The 24,194-nt window shown below is 72.4% G+C and carries 19 protein-coding genes and 2 pseudogenes; 11 read left to right on the top strand and 10 right to left on the bottom strand.

The genetic code is table 11. The annotated features are described in order from the left end of the window. Positions 1 to 430: 430 nt before the first annotated feature. The 4 genes from ACZ34W_RS36650 to ACZ34W_RS36635 form a co-directional block, all read right to left on the bottom strand. Positions 431 to 1,402, bottom strand: coding sequence for a hypothetical protein (locus ACZ34W_RS36650; RefSeq protein ID WP_465610541.1), 972 nt, complete (start codon positions 1,400 to 1,402; stop codon positions 431 to 433). Between the two features lie 58 nt (positions 1,403 to 1,460). After that, a complete protein-coding gene (locus ACZ34W_RS36645) occupies positions 1,461 to 2,762 on the bottom strand; it encodes a tetratricopeptide repeat protein (protein ID WP_465610539.1) in 1,302 nt (433 codons plus the stop codon). A gap of 34 nt (positions 2,763 to 2,796) precedes the next feature. Next, a complete protein-coding gene (locus ACZ34W_RS36640; protein WP_465610537.1) occupies positions 2,797 to 3,117 on the bottom strand; it encodes a chaplin family protein in 321 nt (106 codons plus the stop codon). A gap of 336 nt (positions 3,118 to 3,453) precedes the next feature. Further along, positions 3,454 to 3,714, bottom strand: coding sequence for a hypothetical protein (locus ACZ34W_RS36635; protein ID WP_465610535.1), 261 nt, complete (start codon positions 3,712 to 3,714; stop codon positions 3,454 to 3,456). 83 nt (positions 3,715 to 3,797) lie between these two features. Between ACZ34W_RS36635 and ACZ34W_RS36630 the strand changes: the two genes are divergently transcribed. The 6 genes and pseudogenes from ACZ34W_RS36630 to ACZ34W_RS36605 all read left to right on the top strand — a co-directional run bounded on the left by ACZ34W_RS36630 (position 3,798) and on the right by ACZ34W_RS36605 (position 9,532). After that, complete coding sequence (locus tag ACZ34W_RS36630) at positions 3,798 to 4,943, top strand: GNAT family N-acetyltransferase (protein ID WP_465610533.1); 1,146 nt, start codon at positions 3,798 to 3,800, stop codon at positions 4,941 to 4,943. Positions 4,944 to 5,092: 149 nt separating this feature from the next. Further along, positions 5,093 to 5,482 (top strand): helicase associated domain-containing protein, encoded by a 390-nt coding sequence (locus tag ACZ34W_RS36625; RefSeq protein WP_465610531.1) that lies wholly within the window; start codon positions 5,093 to 5,095, stop codon positions 5,480 to 5,482. Between the two features lie 141 nt (positions 5,483 to 5,623). Beyond that, entirely contained in the window at positions 5,624 to 6,781 is a 1,158-nt protein-coding gene (locus tag ACZ34W_RS36620) for an ABC transporter substrate-binding protein (RefSeq protein ID WP_465610529.1), read from the top strand. Between the two features lie 595 nt (positions 6,782 to 7,376). Continuing rightward, a complete protein-coding gene (locus ACZ34W_RS36615) occupies positions 7,377 to 7,739 on the top strand; it encodes a hypothetical protein (RefSeq protein WP_465610527.1) in 363 nt (120 codons plus the stop codon). Positions 7,740 to 8,267: 528 nt separating this feature from the next. Continuing rightward, a pseudogene (locus ACZ34W_RS36610) lies at positions 8,268 to 9,050 on the top strand (ISAzo13-like element transposase-related protein); the annotation flags it as partial. Between the two features lie 59 nt (positions 9,051 to 9,109). After that, on the top strand, positions 9,110 to 9,532 hold the full coding sequence (locus tag ACZ34W_RS36605; protein ID WP_465610525.1) for a hypothetical protein: 423 nt from the start codon (positions 9,110 to 9,112) through the stop codon (positions 9,530 to 9,532). A gap of 350 nt (positions 9,533 to 9,882) precedes the next feature. On the opposite strand, the gene ACZ34W_RS36600 is transcribed toward ACZ34W_RS36605, so the two are convergent. The 3 genes and pseudogenes from ACZ34W_RS36600 to ACZ34W_RS36590 form a co-directional block, all read right to left on the bottom strand. Then, entirely contained in the window at positions 9,883 to 10,332 is a 450-nt protein-coding gene (locus ACZ34W_RS36600) for an SRPBCC family protein (protein ID WP_465610523.1), read from the bottom strand. Positions 10,333 to 10,738: 406 nt separating this feature from the next. Next, entirely contained in the window at positions 10,739 to 11,275 is a 537-nt protein-coding gene (locus tag ACZ34W_RS36595) for a type 1 glutamine amidotransferase domain-containing protein (RefSeq protein WP_465610543.1), read from the bottom strand. 781 nt (positions 11,276 to 12,056) lie between these two features. Then, a pseudogene (locus ACZ34W_RS36590) lies at positions 12,057 to 12,158 on the bottom strand (hypothetical protein); the annotation flags it as partial. A gap of 113 nt (positions 12,159 to 12,271) precedes the next feature. Between ACZ34W_RS36590 and ACZ34W_RS36585 the strand changes: the two are divergent. Both ACZ34W_RS36585 and ACZ34W_RS36580 read left to right on the top strand, forming a co-directional pair. Then, the gene (locus tag ACZ34W_RS36585) at positions 12,272 to 12,595 is read left to right on the top strand and encodes a DUF4240 domain-containing protein (protein ID WP_465610521.1); all 324 of its coding nucleotides are present in this window, start codon (positions 12,272 to 12,274) and stop codon (positions 12,593 to 12,595) included. Continuing rightward, positions 12,510 to 12,758 (top strand): hypothetical protein, encoded by a 249-nt coding sequence (locus ACZ34W_RS36580; protein WP_465610545.1) that lies wholly within the window; start codon positions 12,510 to 12,512, stop codon positions 12,756 to 12,758. Before ACZ34W_RS36585 ends, ACZ34W_RS36580 begins: the two co-directional genes overlap by 86 nt. A 408-nt stretch (positions 12,759 to 13,166) precedes the next feature. On the opposite strand, the gene ACZ34W_RS36575 is transcribed toward ACZ34W_RS36580, so the two are convergent. Next, positions 13,167 to 15,989 carry an ATP-binding protein gene (locus tag ACZ34W_RS36575; protein WP_465610519.1) on the bottom strand — a complete coding sequence of 941 codons (2,823 nt, stop codon included), beginning with the start codon at positions 15,987 to 15,989 and terminating at the stop codon, positions 13,167 to 13,169. A 785-nt stretch (positions 15,990 to 16,774) separates the two neighbouring features. Here ACZ34W_RS36575 and ACZ34W_RS36570 point away from each other — a divergent pair. The 3 genes from ACZ34W_RS36570 to ACZ34W_RS36560 all read left to right on the top strand — a co-directional run bounded on the left by ACZ34W_RS36570 (position 16,775) and on the right by ACZ34W_RS36560 (position 21,249). Further along, the gene (locus ACZ34W_RS36570; protein ID WP_465610517.1) at positions 16,775 to 17,377 is read left to right on the top strand and encodes an ATP-binding protein; all 603 of its coding nucleotides are present in this window, start codon (positions 16,775 to 16,777) and stop codon (positions 17,375 to 17,377) included. A gap of 76 nt (positions 17,378 to 17,453) precedes the next feature. Continuing rightward, a complete protein-coding gene (locus ACZ34W_RS36565) occupies positions 17,454 to 17,870 on the top strand; it encodes a hypothetical protein (RefSeq protein WP_465610515.1) in 417 nt (138 codons plus the stop codon). 571 nt (positions 17,871 to 18,441) lie between these two features. Continuing rightward, complete coding sequence (locus ACZ34W_RS36560) at positions 18,442 to 21,249, top strand: AAA family ATPase (protein ID WP_465610513.1); 2,808 nt, start codon at positions 18,442 to 18,444, stop codon at positions 21,247 to 21,249. 1,557 nt (positions 21,250 to 22,806) lie between these two features. On the opposite strand, the gene ACZ34W_RS36555 is transcribed toward ACZ34W_RS36560, so the two are convergent. Next, positions 22,807 to 22,992 carry a hypothetical protein gene (locus tag ACZ34W_RS36555; protein ID WP_465610511.1) on the bottom strand — a complete coding sequence of 62 codons (186 nt, stop codon included), beginning with the start codon at positions 22,990 to 22,992 and terminating at the stop codon, positions 22,807 to 22,809. A gap of 279 nt (positions 22,993 to 23,271) precedes the next feature. Further along, complete coding sequence (locus ACZ34W_RS36550) at positions 23,272 to 24,147, bottom strand: SMP-30/gluconolactonase/LRE family protein (protein WP_465610509.1); 876 nt, start codon at positions 24,145 to 24,147, stop codon at positions 23,272 to 23,274. Positions 24,148 to 24,194: the final 47 nt, after the last annotated feature.

Here is a 24,194-nt window from a genome sequence, read left to right as displayed (position 1 = left end):
CGCCGAATCCAACTCCGACCCCACCTGATCGACGGATGCCTGACCGCCACCGGCCTGACTCTCAGACCACCGACCCCACCCTGAAAACCTCAGTAGGTGCCGGGGGCTGCTTTGCGGGTGGCATCGGCTCGTGGCGATGATTCCGTCAGGGGTGGTGGTGAGGAATTGGTTGCCGCCTTCCTCCATGAGCCGGGTGGTCCGGGGGCCCCAGGCCGCGGTGAGTTCGGGCAGGGCCGGCGGACAGGCTCTGCCGCCCGTGCGCGTAGGACTGCCTGACCTGCCCGCTGATGTCGAGTGCCTCCACCGCCTGGAGTCCCGCCTCCCGGGCGAGGGAGGCGTGGTGCCCGGGGACGTGCAGGTCCAGGAAGTCCGGCGCGGGGAAGCCACCGCCCGGGACAGCCTGCAGGACGAGGGCCGTGAGGTCGGTGGATCAGGCCTGTGCCGGGAGGGCGGCCTGGATGCTCGGGGTGGCCAGGAGGTCACCGTGGCGCTCGTGGAGGAGCCGTTCGTGCTCGGGGGTGAAGTACGTGCGCCAGGCGCCCACGGCCAGGTCGTCGCCGTCGACGCGAGGGTCGGAGGCGGCGAGGGCGGGGGCAGGGTCGTGGTGCCCGGTGGCGGCCAGGAGACGCCGCAGGGCCCTGTCGCGGGCATCGGCGGTGCCGCCGTGGGCGGGGCCGACGAGTTCCTCGTGGGTGAGCACGCAGACCGCGGGGTGGCGCAGCAGCCACTGGCAGCGGCGGGCCTCGCGCATGCCAGGGAAGCCCGGGTCGGTCAGGGCGAGGGTGATCCTGGCGTCCATGGTGGGCAGGGCGGTGACGATGTCGCGGTAGACGAGGTGTTCGGGCATGGAGCCGACCCGGTCGGCGGGCTGGGAGAGCGTGTGGATCTGCTGGATGATCCGGTCGCGTACGTCGCGGTGGTGGAAGACGATCGGGGGTTGGCCTCCGGCGTGCCAGGCGCGGAGGAAGCCGGCGTCGGCCCGTTCCAGGTCGAGGCTGTTGACGTACCAGCAGCCGTGGCCGGGCAGCAGCCGGATCAGGTCGGTGTCGGGGACGCGGGTCAGGCGGTCTTCGACGGCGGGGTCGACGGGTGAGGCGGCGGTGACGGGCTGGCCCAGGCGTGTCCACCACACGCGCCACAGGGCGTTCACCGCCGTGTGGAAGGCGGCTTCCGTTTCTTCCCTTTTCTCCCGTACCGCGCGCAGCAGGCGGGTGGTCTCGTCCTGGCCGTAGGCGGCCCGGAGCAGGGGGGTGACCTCGCCGGGGCCGGGCCGCTCGCCGCTGTCCGGCTGGGTGCCGCTCATCGTGCCGTAGGGGGTGTAGCCGAGCGCGGTGGTGATGCGGGCCAGCAGGGGTGTGCCGCTGCCGCGGAGCGAGACGGCGATCAGCTGGGGCACGGCCATGGGAGATCTCCCGGAGAGGAGGAGGGGCGGTGGCTGTCGGTGGTGAGGGCCGGGCAGTTCAGAGGGCGGCCGGGACGGCGGGGGGTGCTGCCCCGGGCGGAGCGGCCGGCGTGGGGGCGGGGTCGCAGGAGGGGGTGAGGAGGAGGTCTTCGTAGGTGTGTTGGCGGCGGGTGGTGACGCGTGCGTGCAGGAGTTCGGCGGCGCGGGCGTGTTCGCCGGTGTCGATCAGGGCTCGGGCCAGGGTGTCCTGGACGATCTCGCGTTCCACCCGTACGCCGCCGATCCGTTCCACCCGCTCGCCCAGGACGGTCAGGAGGTCCACCGCGGCCTGCGGTCGGCCCGCGCTCACGTGGGCCAGGGCCTGGACCACCGGGGCGAGAGCCTGGCTGTAGTCGGGGCGCGGGTCGCCGGCCGCCCGGCGGGCCAGGGCTTCGAGGTCGTCGGTGGCGGCCTCGACGGCCAGGGCCAGGGCAAGGTTGAATGTGTGGAAGACCTCTGCCGTCCCACCGGGCCCGGCCAGGAGTTCCCGCACGTGGCCGAGGTCGCAGCGGCGGGCCGGTTCCTGCCCGGCCAGCAGCAGACGCCAGTTCACCGCCGAGCGCATCCCCACGTCCGCGCGGTCCAGTACCTCGTCCGCCCGACGGCGCGCGTCCGCGAAGTCCCCGCAGGCCAGCGACTGCAACGCGGCGTGCCAGTTCAGGTGTTTGAACTGCATCGCCTGCCGGTCGGCCGCGAGCCACCGGTCGAGGAACGCGGTCGAGGCGGGGCCGGCCCCCAGCTCCTGTTCGGCGTGGGCGCGGGCGTGCGCGGCGAGGCCCGACCGCGGGTACCGGGCCAGCGCCTGTCCGGCCAGTTCGTGGGCCTCCTCCACGCGGCCCTGCTCCGCCCGCGTCCAGGCCATCCTGCTCGTCCACGTCCAACTGTCCGCACCGGCAAGGGCGTACTGCCGCTCGACGAGCGCGTCACCACGCTCGCGACAGGCGGCGTCCCCGCCCGCGTGGAAGGCGTCCAGCATCAACGAGGCCACCTCGTCCCGGGGCCACTGCGCGAAATGCGCCACCAGGTGGTCGGCCGCCAGCCGGAACTGCCGGTGGGTGTAGAGGAAGACCCCGTACACCAGACTCGCCGACCGCGCGCCGTCGGCCCGCGCGTCCCGGTGCGCGACCACCAGCTCCTCCCGCAGCACCTCATCGCTCAAGCTCCCGCTGGTCGCCAGCACCAGCAGCGCCCGCGACACGCCGAGCCGCGGGTGTTCGGCCACCCACTGCCGCAACAACGGGACCGCGCGCCCGCTCAGAGCCGCCAGCTCCCGCACCGCGGCGACCTCCACCGACACACCCGCCACCGCGAGACTCACCACACCACCCACCCCGCCCGGCGCCGCAACGCCCGAGCTAGACGCTGGACCCGAAAACGGCGGTGCAGACGATCCCGCTGCTCCCGCAGTGGTTACGGGGCAGGCTCAGCGGCAGGCCGACCTGGTTGGCGCTCACCGTCCCGCTCTCGGATGCCGTGCCTCCCGTGGTCTGCACGCCGCCGTGGGTCGCGCAGCTGTTGTCGAACACCGCGTTCCCCACGCCGACGAGGGCGGCGTGCGCGGCGCCGGCCGGGAACAGCGCGACCCCTACCGCCGTACCCGCGACCGCCACCCGCTTGCCCACACTCCGGGTACCGCCGCCCGCGGTCCGTGTCCCCTCGCCCGTCACCGTGCTCATCGCGTTTCCCTCCTCGCACAGCACCCGGCCGAAGCCGGCGCCCGTGCAGACCACGCCCGGGCGGCTACCCGGGACCACTCCACGGTCAACGACGCAACGACCCATCGGATACGCACCGTCGAGGTGTTGCAACCTGATCATGGACTTCCGGGACGCCGCACCGACCTTCCGCCCGGCACGGGCCGCGGTGCTGCCGTCGTCGCCGAACCTGCGCGGCGCAGGCCCACCGCGCGGTCCGCCGCCGGGATCCGGGCCGTGTGGTCCGGTGCCTTCCCACTCGACCGCACCGTCCACCGGGTGTGCGGGTCGCGCCGGCCCGCACACCCGGGCGCTGGCTCAGCGGCGGCGTGCGGGCCGTGCCCGGACGGTCCAGGCCTCGGTGGTGCGGGTCCTGCGGTCACTGCAGGTGGCGTCCCGGTCGTTGGCCGCCGGGCAGACCCACGCCTCGAGCGACTGCCCGTCACCCGGCGGCTCGCCGACCGAGACCGTCCGCGAGCCGCAACCGCCGGGCTCCTTGGCGAAAGCGCGGTCGCACGGACCGGCGGTTTCGTCCGGGCAGGTCTGCGCGCCGAGGCGGGCGACGGTGCGCTCGATCACCCGACGGTGGTGGCAGGGGCGCCGGGAGGACGCGACGCCGCGCCGGGCGATGCGGGCAGGAGCAGGGCGCGGTCCTGGCGACCTTGTGGACCGCGTCCAACGGCTACGCCCGCCGCCTGGGCTGGGAGGCCCCCACCCAGGTGTACTCCTACTCCCTGCCCACCGACGCCCTCACCCGCCTGCGCTTCGACGACCCGGGATTGCAGATCACCCGGGGCACGAGCGAGCAGGTCCACCAACTGCAGGACGACCTGGCCCGGCAGTGGAACGGGCCGTGGCAGCGCCCCGGCTGGTGGCAGGACTGGCAGCAGCACCTGCACCCCGACCAGGCCACCTACCGGTTCCACCTGCCCGGCGGCGAGGCGACCGGTTCGCTGTCGGTGGCCGTCGAGAACCACCCCGGCCAGGGGCGGCAGGTGGGCGTGTACGACATGTGGGCCGCCGACCACCGCACCGGCACCGCGATGCTGGCCTTCCTCGGCCGGTTCAACAGCCGCGTGCCCACCGTCGCCTTCCAACGCACCGCCCTCGCGCCGTCACTGCTGCTGGCGAACCTGCTCTACCGGGGCGGCGACCTGTCGGCGCGCTCCTGGCACCCGTGGATGCTGCGCATCCTGGACCTGCGCCGGGCCGTCGAACCGCGCGGCTGGCCCGCCGACGTCGACCTCGACCTGCCGCTCGCGGTCGTCGCCGAGGACGGCACCGCCACCGAGCCGTACACGCTGCGTATCGCTGGCGGCCACGGCGAGCTGGCACCCGGCAGCCGCGGGCGCAGCCGGGCCGGGCGTCGGGAAGCGCGGGCAGGTGGGAGCTCGGCGGAGGTGGCGAGCCCGACCGGTGGCCGGGCGTTGAGGGGCGCGGGGTCGGGGTGGCCGGGCTGGAGGAGTGTTTCGAGGCGGGCGGTGGCCTCGGGCCGCGGCCGGGCGTGGCATGGCCGGCCGGGGCAGCGGCCGGGGCGCTGCGGGATGAGTTCGACGAGGGCTGTGCAGCGTGTGCAGGTGGTCATCAAGGGGTCCTTGCGGCGCTGCACGGGCTGGCCTTTCGTGCTCGTGGTCCTGGCCCCCATCGACCGTACGGGCAGTTGGGGGCGGATCCGGCTGACCAAGGGGGATCGTGGCGCAGCTCACCGGTGGTGTCGGGGATGCCGGGTACGCCAGGTCCTGGTGGCTCGACTGCGACGGCCGAGTCGACTGGACCGCGCTGCCGGTGGAGACGGTGTTCGAAGGTGAGCAGCTCGGCCGCTGGGTGCGGGCGCAGCGGGCCGGCTGGCCTGGGCTGGTGGAGGATCAGCGGGACCTGCTGACGGCGATCGGCATCGAGGCCGACGCCGAGCTGGGCCGCGGAGACCGCCGCCGAGGCGAAGCCGACGGCCTCCCGGATGGACCGGTTCGCCCAGGGCCTGGCCGCGCTGGCGCAGTGCGTGGAGCGGGAACGGCACCCGCGGGTGCCCCGCCCGCACAAGGAGCCTGTGGAGGCCGGCCCCGCTGGCGAGGAAGAGACGGTGGTATCGCACTTCGCCCTCGGTACCTGGTTGAACAACCAGAAAGCCCGCCGGGCGAAGGGGCAGCTCGCGCAGCTCGCCGAGCACGGCGTCGAGTGGGGGTGGAGCCGGCGCGGAGCGGGCAGCCCGGCGCGCGGGGAGCACCGCGCGTTGCCCCGCCATCCCCGGTCCGGATCTGGGAGAGGGGACGGGTGGTGCCTCGGGACGCCGGCGGCGCGCCGTCGCCGGCGTCCCGAGGAGATCAGGAGGCTCTTCGCCCGGCGGTGACGAACAGCGCGGCCGCGCCCGGGTGTCGGCCGCGCCACTCCGCGCGGGGCGAGCGGACCGGAGTAGCCTGAAGCGTCGGCTGCCCTGTCAGCGAGCCTCGGTCATTCATTGGTGCTCGAGGCGCTTCTTTCCGGAGGTGTCGTGGCTTCCCCCCGAGTACTGGCCGTGACTCTCTGCCTCGGCCTCGTGGCGCTCGGCGGCGCCGGCTGCGGAAGCGAGAGCCCGCCCGCTCCGGTGGCGCCGAACGTCGCGGCGTCCGCCGCCGAGGTCGGCGGCATGGACGCACTCATCCGGGCGGCGCAGCAGGAAGGCGCTCTGACGGCGACCGCGTTGCTGCGGCACTGGGCGAACTACGGGGGTCTGATCGACGGGTTCGAGAGGACGTACGGGGTCAAGGTCACCGTCGACAATCCCAATGGCGGGAGCCAGGAGGAGATCGACGACGTGAAGCGCTACCGCGGTCAGGAGCGGGCGCCCGACGTGCTCCAGCTCGGTAACTCCTTCGCCGCGTCCGCCGCCGAGGAGGGTCTGCTGGCGCCCTACCGGGTCGCCGCCTACGGGCAGATCGCGGCGAACCAGAAGGATCCGCAGGCCCGCTGGTACAACAGCTACGGGGGTTACGTGTCGATCGGCTGCGACGCGGCCCGTGTGAAGGTCTGTCCTGTCACCTTCGCCGATCTCCTCAAGCCGGAGTACAAGGGTATGGTCGCGGTGAACGGCGCGAGCCCCAACACCGCCGGGTCGGCGTTCGCCGCCGTGTACGCCGCGGCCCTCGCCAACGGCGGCTCGTTCGACAATATTCAGCCGGGCATCGACTTCTTCGGCCGGCTCGCCGCCGTGGGCAACTACAACACGGGCAACCCGGTCCCTGAGGTGATTGTCAAGGGCGAGACCCCGATCGCCCTCAACTGGGACTTCCTCAACCTGCAGTACGTCGACGCCCTACGCGGCCAGGGTGTGGACTGGAGGGTCTCCATCCCCTTCGATGGCAGTTTCTCTCTCTACTACGCCCAGGCGATCAACAAGGACGCGCCTCACCCGGCGGCGGCCCGGCTATGGGAGGAGTACCTCGCCAGCCCCGTGGGCCAGAACCTACGACTTGTGGGATACGCGCGCCCGGTTCTGATGGAGGCCATGGCCAAGGACGGCACCCTCGACAACAACCTGGCCGCCATGCTGCCGACCGTGGAGGGCGGCTCGCCGTCCTTCCCCTCCCCGGCGCAGTTGAAGCAGGCCCGCACCGTGGTCAAGGAGAACTGGGACAAGACCGTCCCGCCGAAGCCCGCCCCGTCCTCCTGACACCGCCGACCTCCCGTGCCGGGCACGGATGAACCAGGGCGGACCGGCGGTCGTTGGGGCCTTCCGGCTACCCCTCGTGGGGAAGGCGGGGCAGTGTCCGCCTGTCGCCGGACCGTGGAAGGGCTCGTGACGTTCCTGTCCGCGGATCCGCGCCGCTTGTGGAAGGCTCACCGGAGCGGCTGGTGGTGGTGTCGAGGCGTCCTTGGTCGGGCGGTGACTGTGAGTGGTTGCAGCCCGGGCTGAAGTGGGAGGCGTCGCACCGCCAGGACGTGTGGTTCCTCGTTGTCCCGTTCCGGCGTTGCGGGGCGGGGCGTAGCCGGTCGCCGCCGGCGGGGGTGGCGAGGCGGTGCAGGTGGTTGGAGGGGCGCCCGGTCGGGTTCCGGGGTCGATGGCGCCGTCCGGCGCTTGCGGACCAGGGTGTCTCGGGCGAGGCGGTTCCCGTTCCGGCGCGTGTCGATCGCCCCGTTTTCGGACCGAACCGTGATGAGAACGATAGCCGGTGGGGCTGGCTCGGCGGGTCGCCGGGCGGTTTCCTGGCGTCATGACCGATTCCGGGGCACTGTCCCGGATTGTCCGGATTCCCGGGGCGTGACACATGAAACCGGTTCGTACCGATACTTCCGCAGCCGTCCATCTGCGCTGCCACCCCTTCGACCCGAGCGGGATGGGAGCGCACCTGCACCCGCTGCGGCACCTCGCGAGCGAGCTCGGGTTCGCGCCTCCGGCCGAGTTCCTCGACAACGGCCGCCGCTCCGGGGGACCGCTTCCCGCCCTCCGTCGTCTGATCGGACTGCCGGCCGCGGGCGTGTTCCGCGCGGTGCTCGTCCCGGGCCCGTTCGTCTTCTCCCTCTCCGACCTCGAAGCGCGCTCGATCTGGTCCCAGCTCACCAGGTCGGGAAGCCGCGTGATCGAATTCCCGGCGTCCTCGCTGATCGCCCAATGGGGGTGGGGGCGGTGATCACGAGCTCGGATCCGGCCTGGTCCCGCTGGGTGGGGCGCACGGTCGACCTGCCCGGCGGCGGGCCCGGAATCGTCCGTATGGCCCGGCGCGAGGTCGCCGCGGACGTGTTGTGGGCCGTGGACGCACGCGGGACCGTCCACCGGGTCACCCGGCACCACACACCGCCGGGCCCGTGCGTCCACGACGCCCGTGGAGAGGGTGTTCGAGGGTGACCGGCTCGGTTGGTGGATGGCGACGCGGCGAGCCGGGTGGCCGGGTCTGGAGGAGGACCAGCTGGGCCTGCCGACGGCGATCGGCATCGAGGAAGGCCAGGAGCTGGTGGCCGCCAAGGCCGCGGCCGAGGCGAAGCCGAAGGTGTCCTGTACGGACCGGTTCGCCCAGGGTCTGGCGGCGCTGGCACAGTTCGTGGCGCGGGAAGGGCACGCGGCCGTCAAGCGCCCGCACGAGGAGCCGCTGGAGGCCGGCGCCGGCGGTGAGGAGCAGGCGGTGGTGTCGCACTTCGCCCTGGGCACCTGGCTCAGCACCCGCGCCTGGAGGACGGAACTCGCCGCCCTGGCCCTGGAAACCGGCCCGGAGATCACCGTGTGTCACTTTCCGCCCGCGACTTCAAAAAGGGAGCAAGGTCGAACACCGGCTGTTCTCTCACATCACGATGAACTGGCGCGGCAGGCCGCTGACCAGCCACGAAGTGGTCGTGAACAGCATCGCCGCGACCACCGCCCGCACCGGCCGGACCATCCACGCCGAGCTCGACACCGACGCCTACCCCACCGGCGTGACCGTCGGCGACCGACAGATGGACGCTCTGCCGCTGGACCGGCACACCTGGCACGGCGGCTGGAACTACAAGCTGCGGCCCGAGTTCTGCGCCGAGATCAACGAAGCCCCGGATCCCTTCGACCAGCCAAGCCCCGACCTCGCCTGGCTGCGGCACCCAGCACTCACCGGGCTCCTCGCCGCCGAGTGGGACACCCTGATCACCCGGCTCCTGGCCCTCCACGACGCCCAGCGCGAGGGCCAGCTCGACAAACGGCGCGGCCACCGGCCCCGTATCAAGGGCGACGGCACCACCGGCGCCGCCCTCTCCTCACCCTCGCCGACCGCCTCCTGGCCGTCCTGCTCCACCAGCGACACGGCCTCCCGCAGGTCGCCGTCGCCCGGCTCTTCCAGGTCACGCCCGAAACCGTCAACCGACGCATCCGCGATATCCGCCAGCTCCTCCAGGCCGCCGGGCACACCATCGAACCCACCGGACCCCGGTTTGCCGACCTGGCCCTCCACGACCTCGCCGCAGCTCAGGACGTCTAGCCGGGTAGGCGCCTCGCGGGGAGGGCACCGGGGCCGAAGGGACCGGAAGGACTCCCGAGATGCTGCTGCTCGGACTACTGCTGATGGCCGCGGCCGGCGCCTTCACGGGCCTGCTGATCGCGGGCAACGTCGAGGGCGGACCGGACTACCAGGTGTCCGTCCTGGGAACCGACCTGGTGACGCTCAACAGTTTGGCGATCTTCCTGGCCGGGATCGCGCTCGCGCTGCTCTTCTGCCTCGGCCTGGTCCTGATGCTCCTGGCCAGGCGGGCCCGGCACCCGGTGCGGCTCGGCACCCACCGCAGGAGCAGCCCGCAGAGCCATCCCACCGCACCCGCGGCGCACGCCCCGCACGACCGCCCTCCCCAGGCGGGCCCGCTCGACCGGCCCGGGTCCCAACCCCGTGCAGAGGGGCGGCCGGAGGAGGAACGCACCGCCGGAGCCCGGCCGGTCGGACGGATCCGCCACCTGTTCGGGCACTGACGCCTCGCCGGGGTTCGACGGCACGCCGCCTCCGCGGATCTCGGCCCCGCCTCCCGGATACCCGGCTCCGGGGGCCCGGCAGGGCGGGTGCGGCGCACTGACCACCAGCACGACTCCCCGCGCGAAGTCCACGGGGCTCCCGGCGCCGGAGGGCCGCACGCCGGAGGAGGGACCGCCGGACGGGGTCACACGAGCGGGCACGCCACCCGGCGGGAAGTACTCCCCCGCGGACCGTGCGGGTACCGGCTCTAACGAGTGCCGCTGCCTTCCCGTGCAGGGGCCGTCATACAGGTCAGCGCCCCCGCCGACGGCGGGGGCGCAGGCGGCGCGGGGCGCCGCGGGAGCTCAGGTCAGAGGGTGTCGCGGTAGCCGCCGGTGGCGGTGCCGCGCTTCTCGATGAAGTGCTTGAACCGCTTGAGGTCGCCCTTCACCTGCCGGTCGAGCACGCCCATCATGTCGGCGGCCTTCTCGGTCATACCGCCGGGCTGGAAGTCCATCTCCATCATCACCCGGGTATGGGTGGCGTCGATCGGCTCGAAGCGGACCATGCCGGTCTGCTTCACGTCGCCGCTGGTGGTGCGCCAGGCGACGTGGTCGTCGGGGACCTGGTCGACGATCTCCGTATCGAACTCCCGCGACACCCCGCCGATCTTCGTCTTCCAGTGGTTGTGCCGGTCGTCGATCTGGGTGATCTCCTCGACGCCGTCCATGAACTGCGGGAACTGCTCGAACTGCGTCCACTGGTTGTACGCGGTGGCGATCGGCACGTTCACGTCGATCTGCTCCTGGACCTTGCTCATCGCTCAACTCGCCTTCGAATCGCTTCGCGGTCGGACAAGCGCCTGCCCCGACCACCGGCCGGTATGCCCGGCCCCTACCGATTGCGCCCCAGACAGGTCGAACCGGCAACAGCCGCCACCCATCCGGGTACCGCCCCGCCGATCGGAGGGGGCCGGACGGCAGGCCCGGCCGGAGGCGGCGCCGAGCCGTGCCGCCGCCATCCGGAGAACGACGACGGCACTGGCACGGACCCGTGGGGCGCCCGCCTCGCATCGCGCTCCACGGCCGCCGGGTGCCTCGGCAGCCCGCCCACACGGGGCCGCCCACCGGGCACCTGTCCGGGCGGCCGGCCTTCCGCTCCCCCCGGGCACCCCAGGAAACGGGACCCGGCGGGGCACAGGTACGACGCCCCCGCCGAGGGAGCGGTCAGGAAGCGGCGAAGACCGTGACCAGGGATTCGTTGAACGCGGGAAGGTCGTCCGGCCTGCGACTGGTCACCAGGGTGCTCGGGCCGTCCCGGCAAATGAGCACCTCCTCGTCGGCCCACCGCGCACCCGCGTTGACCAGGTCGGTGCGCAGGCTGGGCCAGGACGTCAGGCTGCGCCCACGTACCACGTCGGCCTCGATGAGGGTCCAGGGCGCGTGACAGATGGCCGCGACCGGTTTTCCCCGGTGGAAGAACGACCGGACGAAGTCGACGGCCGCGGGGTCCAGGCGCAGGGCGTCGGGATTCGCCACTCCTCCCGGAAGGATCAGGGCCTGGTAGTCGTCCGGGTCGGCCTCGGCGACAACGGCGTCGACGGCGAAGGTGTCGGCGCGGTCGAGGTGGTTGAACGCCTGGATCCTGCCTTCACGGGTGGACAGCAAGGGCGCGGCGCCGCCGGCTTCGAGGACGGCCTGGCGCGGCCCGGTCAGCTCGACCTGCTCGACCCCTTCGGGGGCGACGAGCAGCGCGACGGTCATGCCTGTGAGAGTGATCATGGAGGGGTCCTCGGTGTCGTTCGAGCGGTTCGTGTGCCGCGGGCGGCCCCGGGCACAGGGCCCGGCACCGGGCAGCGGCGAAGGGGGCCCCGGCCGCCCACGCCGCCCGGGCCGTCGCAGGGACGGTGGGACACCGCCAGACTGGCACGGCGGCCGTGAGCCCGCCCGCCGGCACAGCCGGAGGGGACGCGGTCAACGGGCCGACCAGACGGGGCAGCCCGCCTCATGCACCGTCAGGACGTAGACCTCGCCGTCGGCCCAGGTGCCCGCGTGCGGGTCTGCGTGCAGCACGCCGCGCCCCGCGCGCCCGCCCGCCCTCCAGCGGGCCCCGCCGCCGGGCGGGGTCCCGGAACAGTTTCGGGGGCCTGCCCGGAAGGAGCACCGGCCCCGGCCCGTCCTGCGGCGAGGGCAATGGCGCGAAGGCGGGAGCGACGGCGGCTGCGGGGTGCGGGGTGCGGGGTGCGGGCATGGTGCCAGCCTGACCGCTGCCGGCCGCTCGGACCCCCCGCCGCTGCGGCCCGGTGGTGACCTCACCGAGCGTTGTCTGCGGGTCGGGCATCGCTCGGATCAGCCGCAGCAGGGCCGAGCGGCTGACCTTCGAGCTGAGGACGTCGGACAGTCTGGCGTCGGCTAGGACGGTCAGCATCAGCGCCACCGCCTGCAGGATCGTGTGCAGCCGCAGGCTTCGCCACCCGTGGCGGAAGGCGAGGCCAGCGACCTGCTCGACGAACGTCGCGCGGGGGCACGACGTCGCGGGGCAGCGGAAGCGCCGGACCTGCAGCTTCACGACCACCCGTCGGCCACCGACTGCCGAGTGCGCCAACCGGCGCTCGTAGCGGCTGTGGACCCGATCGAAGAAGCCCACGCGCAGGTGCTGGCCCCGAACAACGGTGAAGCCGTCGCCGAGCGGGCGGTCGCACCGCTCGCCCTTCGCCCGGTCCAGGACCTACCACCGCCGACCCGGTCCTCCGGGTCCTGATGGCAGACTCCTACCGAGCCCCGTTCTGGGGCGCCGCCTACGTGATCAATGGCGGATGCTCGGACGACGGATTCGACTACTTCCGCGGCTGGCTGATCGCCCAGGGCCGAGACGTTCGAGCGCATCACCGCCGATTCCGACGTACTCGCCGGTATCCCCACGGTCCGGGCTTTCGCCGCAGACGGCATCGACATCGAATGCGAAGAGGCCCTGAGCATCGCCTGGATCGCCCACCAGGTGGCCACCGGCGAGGAACTCCCCAACGAGGACTTCACCATCCGCTATCCCGAGCTGGACCCGGAATGGAACTTCGACTTCGATGACGAAGACGAACTGGGCGCGCGATTGCCCCGCCTGACGGCGCACTACTCGGCCTTCGGGGTCCGTAAAGTTAACGGTGGCTTTGGAGTTGTTGAGGGTTCAGCGGTAGGGGGACGGCCAGGAACGCGGAGGACAGGCCGGTGGTGCAGCGCCGACACCATCTGAGGGCGCCCGCCCACCAAGAATGGCCGCGGCTCCTTCATTCCCGGTGTGAGCCGTGGTGTTCGGTGTTCGCTGCTGCGGGCAGACGCGGGATCCTGGGGCTACGGACCCGTCGACTTCGTTGTCCCCTATGTCGGGCGCGGGCTGAACGCGCGCGTGCAGCGAGGTGGGAGATCGGCCACTCGGCGGCGGTGTCCACGGTGCGGCTCGCCTTGTGAGGGCCGGGGTGGGGCGCTGCAACGCTTCGGGGCCTGTTGGACGGCGCCCATGCTTGCCCTGTGGTGCGGTGGGCGAGTCGGGTGAGGCTGTGCCCGGTGGTGGAGGTCGGTCCGGACGCACAGGCGGCCGGGGGCGTGACAGGTCGGGGCGCCCTGGTTGGCGGGGTCCGTCGAGCGCCGTGTGGACGCGTTGTCAGCCGGGGGCGTGGTGATGGATGTCGTGGCGGTTGGTGTGGAGCTTTTGGAGCGTGTGGGCGACGTGGTGCTCGACGGTGCGGACGGACAGGGAGAGGGCGCGGGCGATGTCCTGGTTGGTGGCGCCGGTAGTGAGGAGGTCGGCGACCTGCTGTTCGCGGGGGGAGAGTTCGTCGGTGCGGGTGCGGCGGCGTTGGGGGACGGGGCGTTCCTGGCTGAGTTCTCGCAGTGTCCGTTGGCAGCGTGCCTGGTCGGCGGTGGCGCCGAGGCGGGTGTAGACGGTCAGCGCGTCCTGGTAGGAGGGGGTGGCGTGGCCGGGGGTGTCGGGGTGGGCGGCGAGGTGGGCGTGGCCGGTGTGCTCGGTGACTTGGGCGGCATAGTAGACGCAGTCGAGGGCCTCGAAGCGCGTGCGTGCCTTGTCGAGGTGATCGATGGCTTCACGCGGGTTGGTGGGTGTGGCGAGCAGGCCTTGGGCCCAGAGGATCTCCGTCTGGACACCGGGGGCGTCGCGGCCCTCGATGCCATGGGCGGCCTCGCGGATCAATTCGTCTGCCTGTTCCCGCAGTCCGCAGCCGAGGGCCGCCTTCACAGCGAGAGGTAGCAGGTCAAGTGCCCAGATCCACAGGCCGGTGGTCCGCTGGAGTCGAATGGCCGCCTGCAGGCGTTCCCACGCCGCCTCGTGTGCGCCCTCGGCGAGTTCGAGGCTGCCCATGTCCGAGGCGAGCATGATCTGCCAGGGAGGGTAGTCGCTGCTGCTGCTGGCCTCCAGCAGGGCGGCGAGGCGTTCGCGGGCGCGTGCCCAGTGGCCACGGGCGATGTCCAGCTGTGCCCGGACGTGCATCGGCTCCACCTCGAGTGCGTTGCCCTCCTCGGCCTCGGGGGCGAGGCGCTCGATACGGTCGTCCAGGCCGTTCCATCGGCCTGCGTCCAGGTCTTGCTGGAGCAGGCCCAATTCGCAGGCCGCCGCCACAAGTCGGTTGCCGAGCCGGTTCGCCGACTCCTTCGCCTCGTCGAGCAGGGCGCGGGCCCTGGGGCCGTCGCCCCGCAGTGCTGCCCCGCAAGCGGCGTTGTACAGAGCGCGCAGGCACTGGTCCTGGACAAGGCGGTCCTGGTTGTCCCGGGGTAGCTGGGTCAGCAGTGTCCGGCCGGCGGGGTCGCCGAGGCATTCGAGCAGGGTGATGCGGCTGGCCAGCACGTGCGCGTGCGCCACCTGGCTGTCGGTTCGGGCCACGGTTCGTACGGCGCGTTCCATCCACGCGGTGCCTTCCGCGGTGGAGGTGGTGGCGTAGACGCTCTGGCCGATGGAGGCCATGGCGGCCGCGGCCAGGTCGGGGCGGCTGTCCAGTTCGGAGATCGCCCGCTCTACCTCCCGAAGGCCTTTCGTGCTGACGTTGTGGCTGCTCAGGGCCTGGCCGAGGTTGAGGCGGATCTCGCCGCGGATGGCGGTGGGAAGCGCGGGGTCCGCCATGATGGCGCGCAGCGTGGTGACGGTGGTGGCGATTTCGACGCGGCGGCAGGCGATGCGGGCCAGGATGAGGGCCGCGGTGGAGCGTTGGGCGGTGGGAAGGGTGGGTTCGGCGAGGAGTTGCTGGAGGAGTTGGGCGGCGATGCCGTCGTCGCCGATGTCGGCGGCGTGGTCGGCTGCGGCCTGGGCGCGGGGGATCCAGGCCTGGGTGTCGCCGAGTTGGCGGGTGTGGTGGGCGATCTGGACGAGGGGTGGGGTGGGGCCGGTGTCGAGTGTGTGGACGGCGCGTTGGTGCAAGCGGCGGCGGCGGGGGCCGGGGATCTTGTCGTAGACGGCCTGGCGGGCCAGAACGTGCCGGAAGGCGTAGTTCCCGGGGGTGGTCTCTTCCAGGATTCCGGTGTCCAGGGCCTCGGTCAGGCCGGCTTCGGCGTCGTCCTCGTCGAGGCGGGCGACGGCAGCGAGGAGTTCCTCGGTAGCTGGGACGGCGAGGACCGCGGCGGCGTGCATCGTCGCGACGGCCACCACGTCCAGAGTGGCCAGGCGGGCGCCGACGGCTTCTTTCAGTGCCCGGGGGGCGGCTATGCCTTCCAGAGAGCGGGGAGAGGGTTCGGTCGTGCGGTGAGTGACGGCAAGGGCGAGGAGGTCTTCCTCGGCGATCAGGGGCAGGCCTGCGCTGCGTTCGAACAGCTCGCGTCGCAGGGCGTGCGCGGCGGGTATGCCGAGAACGCCGGCGGCGAGCTGCTCGACCTGTGTCTCGTCGAGTGGGGTGAGGGTGATGTCCTGTCCGCCGACGCCTGCGGGGCGGCGGTAGGGGGATCCGAGGGGGGCGGCGCCGGTGGGGAGGTCGCCCCGGCGGTAGGTGATGACCAGGCGCAGCTGAGGGGGCGGGTTGCGGGCGAGTAGGAGGAGAAGTTCGCGGGTCGCGTGGTCCGCCCAGTGGACATCCTCTGTGATCAGTACCGCGGGGCCGATGGCGGCCAGCACGTCGTGGATCGCCCGCATCAGCTGCTGCCCGCCGCCGTCCGCGGTCGCGCCGGTGGGCGGTTGCGCAAAGCGCTTGGCATGCTCGGGCAGGTAGGGAACGAGGACCGCGGACGAGGCGCGCAGTTCCAGGTCCTGTGGGATGTGGGTCAGTGCGTCGCGCAGCGCGTCGACGACCGGTCCGAACGGTGACGGCTCACGCAGAGGGTGGCACCAGCCCTGCAGGACGGGGATGCCCGCGTCGTCGTCGAGTGCGGCGAGTGCCTCACTGACCAGGCGGGACTTTCCGATTCCGGCCTCGCCCTCCAAGAGGACGACCGCCGGGCCCGCCTTCAGGGAGGCTGTCAGGGCCAGCATCTCCTCTCGACGGCCCACGAAGGCCAATCCGTCACGACCTGCCGCCACGATCACCACCGCCAGACTCTGGCAGGACAGTCCCCCGGGACACGCACTCCCCTCCACCGTAGTCCCGGTCAATGCCACACGTCCCTCGGGGCAGGGCTGAGCGGCTCGGTCGAGTCGGCCCGCCGCGCACGGTCCTGATGCGTCCGCAGCGTCACCGACCGTTCCACCGGTTCAAGGCGATCCTGACGGCCCCATTCGTACAGGCTCTGCCTTCTCGCCCGTGGGGTCGGACGCTCTGCCCGGAGCACTTTTCGGGTGGTCCCGGTGCGCGGGTTGTCTGACAGCGCCGCACCGGAGCAGTATTCGGGAGAAGCCGTTCACGGAAAGCGATGCCAACCGGCACGAATGTAGGAGAGGGGTGACGCCGACGGGTAAGGGAATTCGGCAGCAGGAGGGATACCGAGTCTTGGATCGGCTCAACACCCGAAACACTGTGCGGACCACGCCGGAGCGGCCTCGGGGGATTTCATGGCGAAGCACTGCCCAGCCGTGCCCCGGTCCCCGGGCCGGTCTCCGGAGCCGCGTGGGAACCCGCGGGTGCGGCTTCGTCGTGCGAAGCGTGGTTGAAGGTGGGTCGGGCGGTCCCTCGTCGGCGACATCCCACCAGCCACCTACCTACCCACTACCTACCTCACCGCACGGCCGCCACCCAGTCCCCGCCCGAACGGCCGGACACAATCACCCGGCCGACACTGTGCCGAATTTGAGAATTCCCCCAATTCCCCCTCACGGTCGGCACTGTTCGTGACCTGAAAATGGTTCTGGTCGGTGGATTCCAGGCCCGGTTTCGCGTCTGCTTGAAGACGAGGGAGGGCCGGCTTATTTCTCCCGGAATTTGGGTGAGAACCATGGGACCCCACATCGAGTTCGGAGCAATCGGCGGTGCGGGCATGAATCCGGAATCCTTTCCGGTGGGCTCCGCCGCACCCTGTGCCGCCTCGCGTTCGGGACCGGCGCCCCGGCTCCGCAGTGGCGAGGTTCCCGGCCGCTGGGAACTGCCGCACTGCCCGGAATCCGCCGGCGTCGCCCGACGCCTGGCTTGTGCCGCGCTCGACGCCTGGGGTGTGGCCGACGACGCCTGCGGCCAGGTCCTGCTGGTCGTCTCCGAGCTGGTCACCAACGCTGTGGAGCACGCGCTGCCCCCGGTGGTCCTGCGCGTGGCGCGGTCCGCCGCCGGCACTGTGCACATCGAGGTCGACGACGGCGGCGCTGCCGCGGAGGAGGGGTCGTGGGCAGCCACCGGCGGACCGGAGGAGCACGGCCGAGGAGGCGCCGTCGTCTCCGCGCTGTCGACTGCCCACGGCGTGCGGCCCCAGGCACACGGCGTCTCCCACTGGGCCGAGCTGACAGTCGCCTGACACCGGCGCCGCTCACCGCGGCCCGCTCCCCGGCCGGTCCGTTCCCGTCCCGTATCCCACCCCCAAGGACACCCTCATGGCGATCTCCCGCGCATCCGTGACCCACCCGCCCGCCGCCTATCTGCGCTACCACCCGCGCCGCTGCGAACCGCCCCGTTACCAGGAGGCACTGAAGAGCTTCGCCATCCGGCTGGGCCTGCCGGAGCCTGTCGTCTATCTGGACTGCCGCTCCGGCCACCCCTCCCGCGGGATCCCGCCGCGCCTGGAGCAATTGGTCCGCGCCGTGGTGGACGGCTCCCACCGGGTCCTGCTCGTCCCCGGACCGTGGGTCTTCTCCAGTGACGACGCCGAGGCCCGCCGCATCGTGCGCGTACTCACCCGCGCTGGCTGCCAGCGCATCCTCACGCTCCCCGCCCCGCGCCTGCGCTCGAGGGGCCCGGCCGTCATCCCCCAGGTCCCCGAACCTGCCCACGCCCGCCGGGGCGAGTCCTGACCGGCCCGTACCCGGCGCCTCCGAACAACGCGGGTGCCAGCTCACCGACCGCGCCTGGCCCGTCATCGAAGTCCCCGGCTCTCCCCGGTGAAGTCCCTCGCGCGGGACGGGCCGCGAAGCCGGGAGTACGCGCGGGGGCTGGTGCCTGCAACCATCGCCCGTGGCGCCGGTGGGCGGGGCACAGCCGGACGAGGAGCAGCGCCGGGCGGGAGGCCGACCCGGCGAAGCGCAGGGGACTCGCTTTCCCGCGCCTGGCCTGTCACGCCGCCGCCCCGTGGAGGGCCGGTCAGGTCGGCGCCGGAACACCCGCCATGGGTCTGCGCTTGAAAGGGTGTTCTCGGAAGGAGGGCCCCACCTGGTGGGCGCCACTGAGCCGGTTCGGGTGGCCGCGAGGACCGATCCTGTCCTGTGGCGGAGCGCGGAACCGGGTGCCCGGGCGGTACCGTGGCAGGGCCCGGAGGCATCCGCAAGCGCCGCCTGTACCGGCGTGACGCGCGAACGATATGGTGTGGCCATGGCAAGACCCGGGGGCGGTGATCCCCTTTCCAGCCGGGGCGCGGGATTTCCCTTCGTGGGACGCAGGGAAGAACTCCACCTGCTGGCGGAGGTGCTCGGCACCGGGCCCGCGGTCGCGCTGGTGGAGGGCGAGGCGGGTGTCGGTAAGTCCCGCCTGGTCCAGGAGGCTACCGACCAAGTGGCCGCCGACGGCCTGAAGGTGCTGCGGGGCTGGTGCCACCCGCTGCGTGAGCCGCTCCCGTTCGGACCGGTCATCGACGCGCTCCACGACGCCCACCCCCGGTTCGCACACGATGTCGAGCTGAGTCCCAGTGTCGCGGCACTGGCTCCCTACATCCCCGAACTCGCTACCCACCTGGCCCAGGACGCCCCGCGCCCGCCGAGCGCGGCAGGGCGGCCTGGGCAGCCGCTGATGGGAGACATCCGACAGGTCCTGCGGGCGCTGGGCGACGTCGTCCTGGTCGTGGAGGATGTCCAGTGGGCCGACGCGGCGACCTGCGAACTGCTCCTCATGCTGGCCCGTAACCCCCCCTCGGGACTCCGCATCGTTCTCACCTACCGGGAGCACGAACTGTCCGAACGCGGGAGTGTGCTGGGCGCACCCTACCGACGCCCGGTCGGCGTGGGCGGGATCGAGCTGTCCCTCGCACCACTGGGCCCCGGCCAGGTCCGCGAACTGGCCGCCGCCGCCCTCGGCGAGAGCGCCGCGGCAGCACTCGGCCGACAGCTGTACGAACGCAGCGGCGGGCTGCCTCTGGCCGCAGAGGAGGACCTGCTGGTCCTGGCCGGCCACATGGAGAGCACCGACGGGCACAACGCGGCGACGGTACTGGAAGGCCTCCGCGTACCGCGGGCCCTGCAGGAGGCGGTGAACGGACGCGTGGCGCAGCTCGCCCCCGACGCCGCGGCCGTGGTCCAGGCCGCAGCGGTCCTGGCCGTCCCGGCCTCGGAGGATCTACTCGCGGCCGTGGCCGCGCTGGAGGAGGAACGGACCGAGGATGCCCTGGTGGAGGCCCTCGATGCCAACGTTCTGGTCGAAACCGCTCCTGGCAGATACGGCTTCCGGCACGCACTGGCCGGCCAGACCGTCTACGAGCAGATCCAAGGACCCCGGCGCCGCCGGCTGCACCGCCGGGCCATCGAACAGCTGACCGGTCAGAAGCGTCCCGCCCCGGTCCAGATCGCCCACCACACCCGGATGCTCGGCGACACCGCCGCATGGCTGCCCCGAGCCCTGGCCGCCGCCGAACACGCCGAGGCCGTCGGCGACGACGGAGTGACCGCCGACCTCCTGCAGCAGATCCTCGCCGAGCCCACCCTGCCCCCCGGCCAGCGCATCCGTACCGCTTTGGCACTGAGCCGCATCGCCATGCGGCGCGTCAGCGTCGACACCAGCGTCGCCGCACTGCGCCACATCCTCGCGGACCCGAACCTGCCCACCACCACCCGCGGCGAGATCCGGCTCAACCTCGGGCGCATCCTGCTCAACCACGGCATGCCGGGAGCGTCCGCCGAAATCGAGCAGTCCGTCGACGAACTCGCGGGCGCCCCCGCACTCGCCGCGATCGCCATGGCCACCGCCGGCATGGGCAACCGGAGCGACACCTCCACCACGCAGGACACACAGTGGATGGACCGGGCGGTGCGCACAGCCGCCGAGAGCGGCGACCGGCTCGCCCGCGCAACCGTCGAAGCCAGCCGGATCACCTTGCTTGCCGCGAGGGGCGAGCACCTGGCCCAGGAACTCCTGGAGCGGCTGCCACGCCATGACCCCGACCCCGACATCCTGCGGCAGACCGCCCGCGCCCTGAGCAACGCCGCGGAATCGGCCTTCTGGCGTGGCCGCGACGACGAAGCCCGCACCCTGCTGGAGGAAGCCGAAGAACTCGCCCGCCACACGAAATTCCAGTGGGTACAGGTCAGATGCGACGTGATCCGGCTGGAACTGGACTTCGCCCACGGCCTGTGGACAGGCCTGGAGGGGCGGATAGAAGCACACGCCCCACAAGCCGCCGAGAACAGCTCCCTCCAGGTCGAGCCGCAGACCCTCCGCGCGCTCCTGGACGTGGCACACGGGCAATGGTCCCGCGCCCGCCGGCGAATCGGAAACCCCATGGAATACCTCAACATGGAGGAATGCTCACTCGCGTGCACTGCGGCCCTCGCCCGCATCGACCTCGCCGAGGGAGAACCGCAAGCCGCCTGGACCACCCTGCAGCCGGCGCTGGAAGCCGTACGCAACCACGGCAGCTGGGTGTGGACCACCGACCTCCTCCCCACCGCCGTCCAGGCCGCACTCGCGTGCGGGCTACGCGCTGAGGCCGAACGCCTCATCCAGGAGGCCGACCAGGGCATCGAGGGCCTGGACGCGCCGGCGGCCCGGGCTGAGATCCTCTGGGGCCTCGGCCTGCTCACCGCCGACGCCCGGCCCATGGACGCGGTCGAGCACCTGGAACAGGCCCGAGCCGTGTTCCGCGGCATCGGGCGTACCCACCGCGCCGCCCGCGTCACCGAGCAGGTCGGCCGGCTGCTCCTCGCCTCCGACCCCGTCCGGGCCGCCCGGCGTCTGCAGGAGGCCTTGGCCATCTTCCTGCGCCTGGGGGCTACCTCAGACGCCGAACAGTGCCGTCGTGTCCTGCGCAACGCCGGCCACGAACCCCCCACGCCCCGCGGGCGAAGCCGCGACGCTGCCGCCCTTACCCCGCGCGAACGGCAGGTCGCCGAACTTCTCGCCACCGGCGCGAGCAACCAGGACATCGCCAACGCCCTCGCGCTGTCCACCCGCACCGTCGAACACCACGTCGCCCGCGTCCTGAGGAAACTCGCCGTCACACGCGACCACGTCCACGACACGCTCCCATAAGCCTGCCGGGGTCGGCGCGGACGGCGAACCAGGGCGATGGCGGGTCGGCCCTACGGGGTGCCGACCTGGTCGAGCAGGCCGGCGAGCCGGTTGCTGGGAGGACTTGGGAACGACCTTCAGGGCGCCGGGAGGCAGGTTCCGGGCGCCGCGGCGTCCTCTGCCGGTGCGCACACGGGACGTTCGGGTCGGCGCTGTTCATCGGTGACACGAGACGGGGATGGGAACACCGCGACCATCACGGCGGTAGCGCTCGGACCGGAAGCCCGACACGGCCGGCCGGAACCCGGCCGCGACCATCGGCTCCGCCCGCAGGCCCTCGCGCAGCGACGCCACCTTGTCCCCCCAGCTGTCGCCGGTACGGCGCAAGCCCGACTCGTCCGCCACCACGTCGGCCGACAGCAGGACGCCCCTTCGCCTCCGCCATCGGACGTCCCCTTGCTCACGTCCGCGCACGGGTGTCGCGAACGGGGCAGCCCGGCCGGCCGCGCACGGGGACGCCGGGGCCGCGGAACCGGTCGTCCGCTGTCGATGCTGACGTGCCGCCAGACAACTGCCCAGGTCAAAGCACCGGCCATGTATGGCCGGTTGTCAGGGCGTGGTCGCTGCGTCCCGGTCCCTCGGGGACAGAGCCGTGTGAGGCGCTCGGGGCGCGACGGTGACGGGTCCTGTCCCCGACCGGGCCGGGAGCATTGCCGGTACAAGGGCGCCCAGGCGGGCGGTTCGATCGACGAGCACGGCCCTCGTCGTCGACGATCCGCGGGACGCTCGGCACATCCTGCTCCGCCGCCGGTGGCCGGTGCTGATGACGTGATGACCGGCGAAGTTGCGGCCGGTCGGCGGATCGGGCTGCGGGCCCGCGCTGTGCGTGCACCAGCCCGCACGTAGACGGCACGCCCCGTACAGCTTCGCCGTCGCCCGGGGAGCCGCCCGCCGACCAGGTGGGTCACCGCCGGCGGCGTGGAACAGCTCGGCCGCGTAGTCGGGCAGGTCGACTCTGCTGATCTGCTCGCCCATCACCAGCATCCTGTTGGGGATCCAGCGCCAGTTTCAGCAGCCCGTTGCGCACCCGCAGCTCGGTCGCGACGGTCCCGGGGATCGGAGCCGATCGCGTGACGGCCCGGGTCTGCGGCAGGCCGGCCAGACGTCTCGTCCACGTTCGAACGGCCCTCTCCGTGCTGCGGACGCTATCGGCCGCAACAGGTCCTGCCTCATCCGTCGCCGGCGTCCGAGTCCCGTGAAGCAGTCATGCCCGGGACCCTGCGGGAGAGACAGGAGAATCGTGCACGTGTTGCCGGAGGACGGCGTCACAGCGATGTTTGACCAGTGCCGACACCTCACGGCTCGGCCCGGGCCTTTGCTCAAGGCCCCGGCGCCACCAGGACCGTGGGACAGGGGGCGCAAGGGCCTCGGTGGTGACGGGGCCGATGCGGCCCTTGAACAGGGTGTCCCACTCGATCAGCGCGCCGGGAAATCAGGTGACCGTCTTGGTGTCGCCACGCGCGTTGGCCCAGGCAGCGACAGCCTCCCGGTCGGGCAGCAGGCCGCGCTCGGCGGTCCTCACGCCGAGTTCGAGAAGGCCGTCCTCGTACAGGTCGTTGCAGAGCAGCGGTGGAGCAGACCGTGGTCGTAACCGCGCAGCTTCCAGCCGAGCTTGCGCCCGCCCTCGGCCATCTCCCCGACGAGCCCGCCGACCCGGCTGTCGAGTGCGCGGGCAGCAACGCCGCACAGGTCGGACCGCGCCACACCCCTGAACGCCTGATCCAGTCACAAGAGCGCGTAGCCCGGTGGCTGTGTGGGGATGGCTGAACCTGCCCGACCCGGTGGCCGATGTCACCCCATGGCCTTCTCGCAGGTGGAAGGGGTGGGTCGCTCCTCGGTGGCGCCTCGAATGAGGTCGACCATGTCGCGCGCCACCGCCTGTGGGCACCGCAACTTTCAACGGCTCCGGAATTCCGGCTTCCAGGCAACTGGTGGGTCTGCCCCTTCGTTGTCGGTCGGCCCGGTTCCCGTCTGCTCGACCGCCTATCCGAAGTGTGGGGTGTATGGGGTGGCTGGTGGGGCGGTGGTGTTGACGGGGATGGTGAGGATGGATCCCGCGAGTGCGGGGTTGGTGGTGAGGCCGTGTCGGGCGGTGGTGATGAGGAGTGTGCCGGTGGGGGTGAGGCAGACGGAGGTGGGTTGGGGGGTGGGGAGGTGGATGCGGTCGGTGAGGGTGCCGTCGGGGTGGTAGCGGTGGATGGCGGCGCCTGCCCAGAGGGCGACCCAGAGGTGGTTGTCGTGGTCGAGGGTCATGCCGTCGGGGGCTCCGGCGTGGCCGGTGCGGGTGAACTCCTCGCGGTGGGTGATGTTGCCGTGGGTGTCGAGGGTGCAGCGGTGGATGACGCGGGTGGCGCTGTCGGCGAGGTAGAGGGTGTGGCCGTCGGGGGTGAAGGCGGGGCCGTTGACGATGGTGAGGCCGTCGAGGACGTGGTGGACGGTGCCGTCGTGGTCGGTGCGGTAGAGGTTGCCGGCGCCGGGGGTGTTGTCGTAGGGCATGCTGCCGGCCCAGAACCTGCCGTGGGGGTCGCAGGCGCCGTCGTTCATGCGGGTGGGGACCCGGGCGTGGTCCTCGGGGCGGGCGAGCCAGTCGGTCGTTCCGTCGGGGGTGAGGAGCGCGATGCCGGTGCCGGCGGCGGCGATCCAGTGTCCGGGGCGGCCGGTGACGGGGGCGACGGCGCCCAGGGGGACGTCAAGGCGCAGGAGTTCGCGGGCGGGGGCGGGGGCGGGGCCGGGGGCTTCGAGGAGGCGTCCGGTGAGGATGTCGGTGAAGACGAGGCGGTCGTCGACCCAGCGGGCGCCTTCGGCGAGTTCGTGGGTGCCGGGGGTGTGGATGGTGATGCGGGGGCGGTGGTGGTGCATGGGGGTCCTCGGGGTCAGCGCAGGGTGGTGCCGGCGGGGGTGTCGAG

It is taken from the genome of Kitasatospora sp. NPDC022856 (genome assembly GCF_055561235.1).
This window is presented reverse-complemented; position numbering and strand designations above follow the sequence as displayed.

Coding starts and splice junctions, on each gene's coding strand:
- ACZ34W_RS36550 (WP_465610509.1), bottom strand. CDS start 24,147: ATGCACCACCACCGCCCCCGCATCACCATCCACACCCCCGGCACCCAC.
- ACZ34W_RS36600 (WP_465610523.1), bottom strand. CDS start 10,332: ATGAGCAAGGTCCAGGAGCAGATCGACGTGAACGTGCCGATCGCCACC.
- ACZ34W_RS36625 (WP_465610531.1), top strand. CDS start 5,093: ATGGACCGGTTCGCCCAGGGCCTGGCCGCGCTGGCGCAGTGCGTGGAG.
- ACZ34W_RS36565 (WP_465610515.1), top strand. CDS start 17,454: ATGGCGATCTCCCGCGCATCCGTGACCCACCCGCCCGCCGCCTATCTG.
- ACZ34W_RS36650 (WP_465610541.1), bottom strand. CDS start 1,402: ATGGCCGTGCCCCAGCTGATCGCCGTCTCGCTCCGCGGCAGCGGCACA.
- ACZ34W_RS36585 (WP_465610521.1), top strand. CDS start 12,272: ATGGCAGACTCCTACCGAGCCCCGTTCTGGGGCGCCGCCTACGTGATC.
- ACZ34W_RS36640 (WP_465610537.1), bottom strand. CDS start 3,117: ATGAGCACGGTGACGGGCGAGGGGACACGGACCGCGGGCGGCGGTACC.
- ACZ34W_RS36570 (WP_465610517.1), top strand. CDS start 16,775: ATGGTTCTGGTCGGTGGATTCCAGGCCCGGTTTCGCGTCTGCTTGAAG.
- ACZ34W_RS36615 (WP_465610527.1), top strand. CDS start 7,377: ATGAAACCGGTTCGTACCGATACTTCCGCAGCCGTCCATCTGCGCTGC.
- ACZ34W_RS36595 (WP_465610543.1), bottom strand. CDS start 11,275: ATGACCGTCGCGCTGCTCGTCGCCCCCGAAGGGGTCGAGCAGGTCGAG.
- ACZ34W_RS36605 (WP_465610525.1), top strand. CDS start 9,110: ATGCTGCTGCTCGGACTACTGCTGATGGCCGCGGCCGGCGCCTTCACG.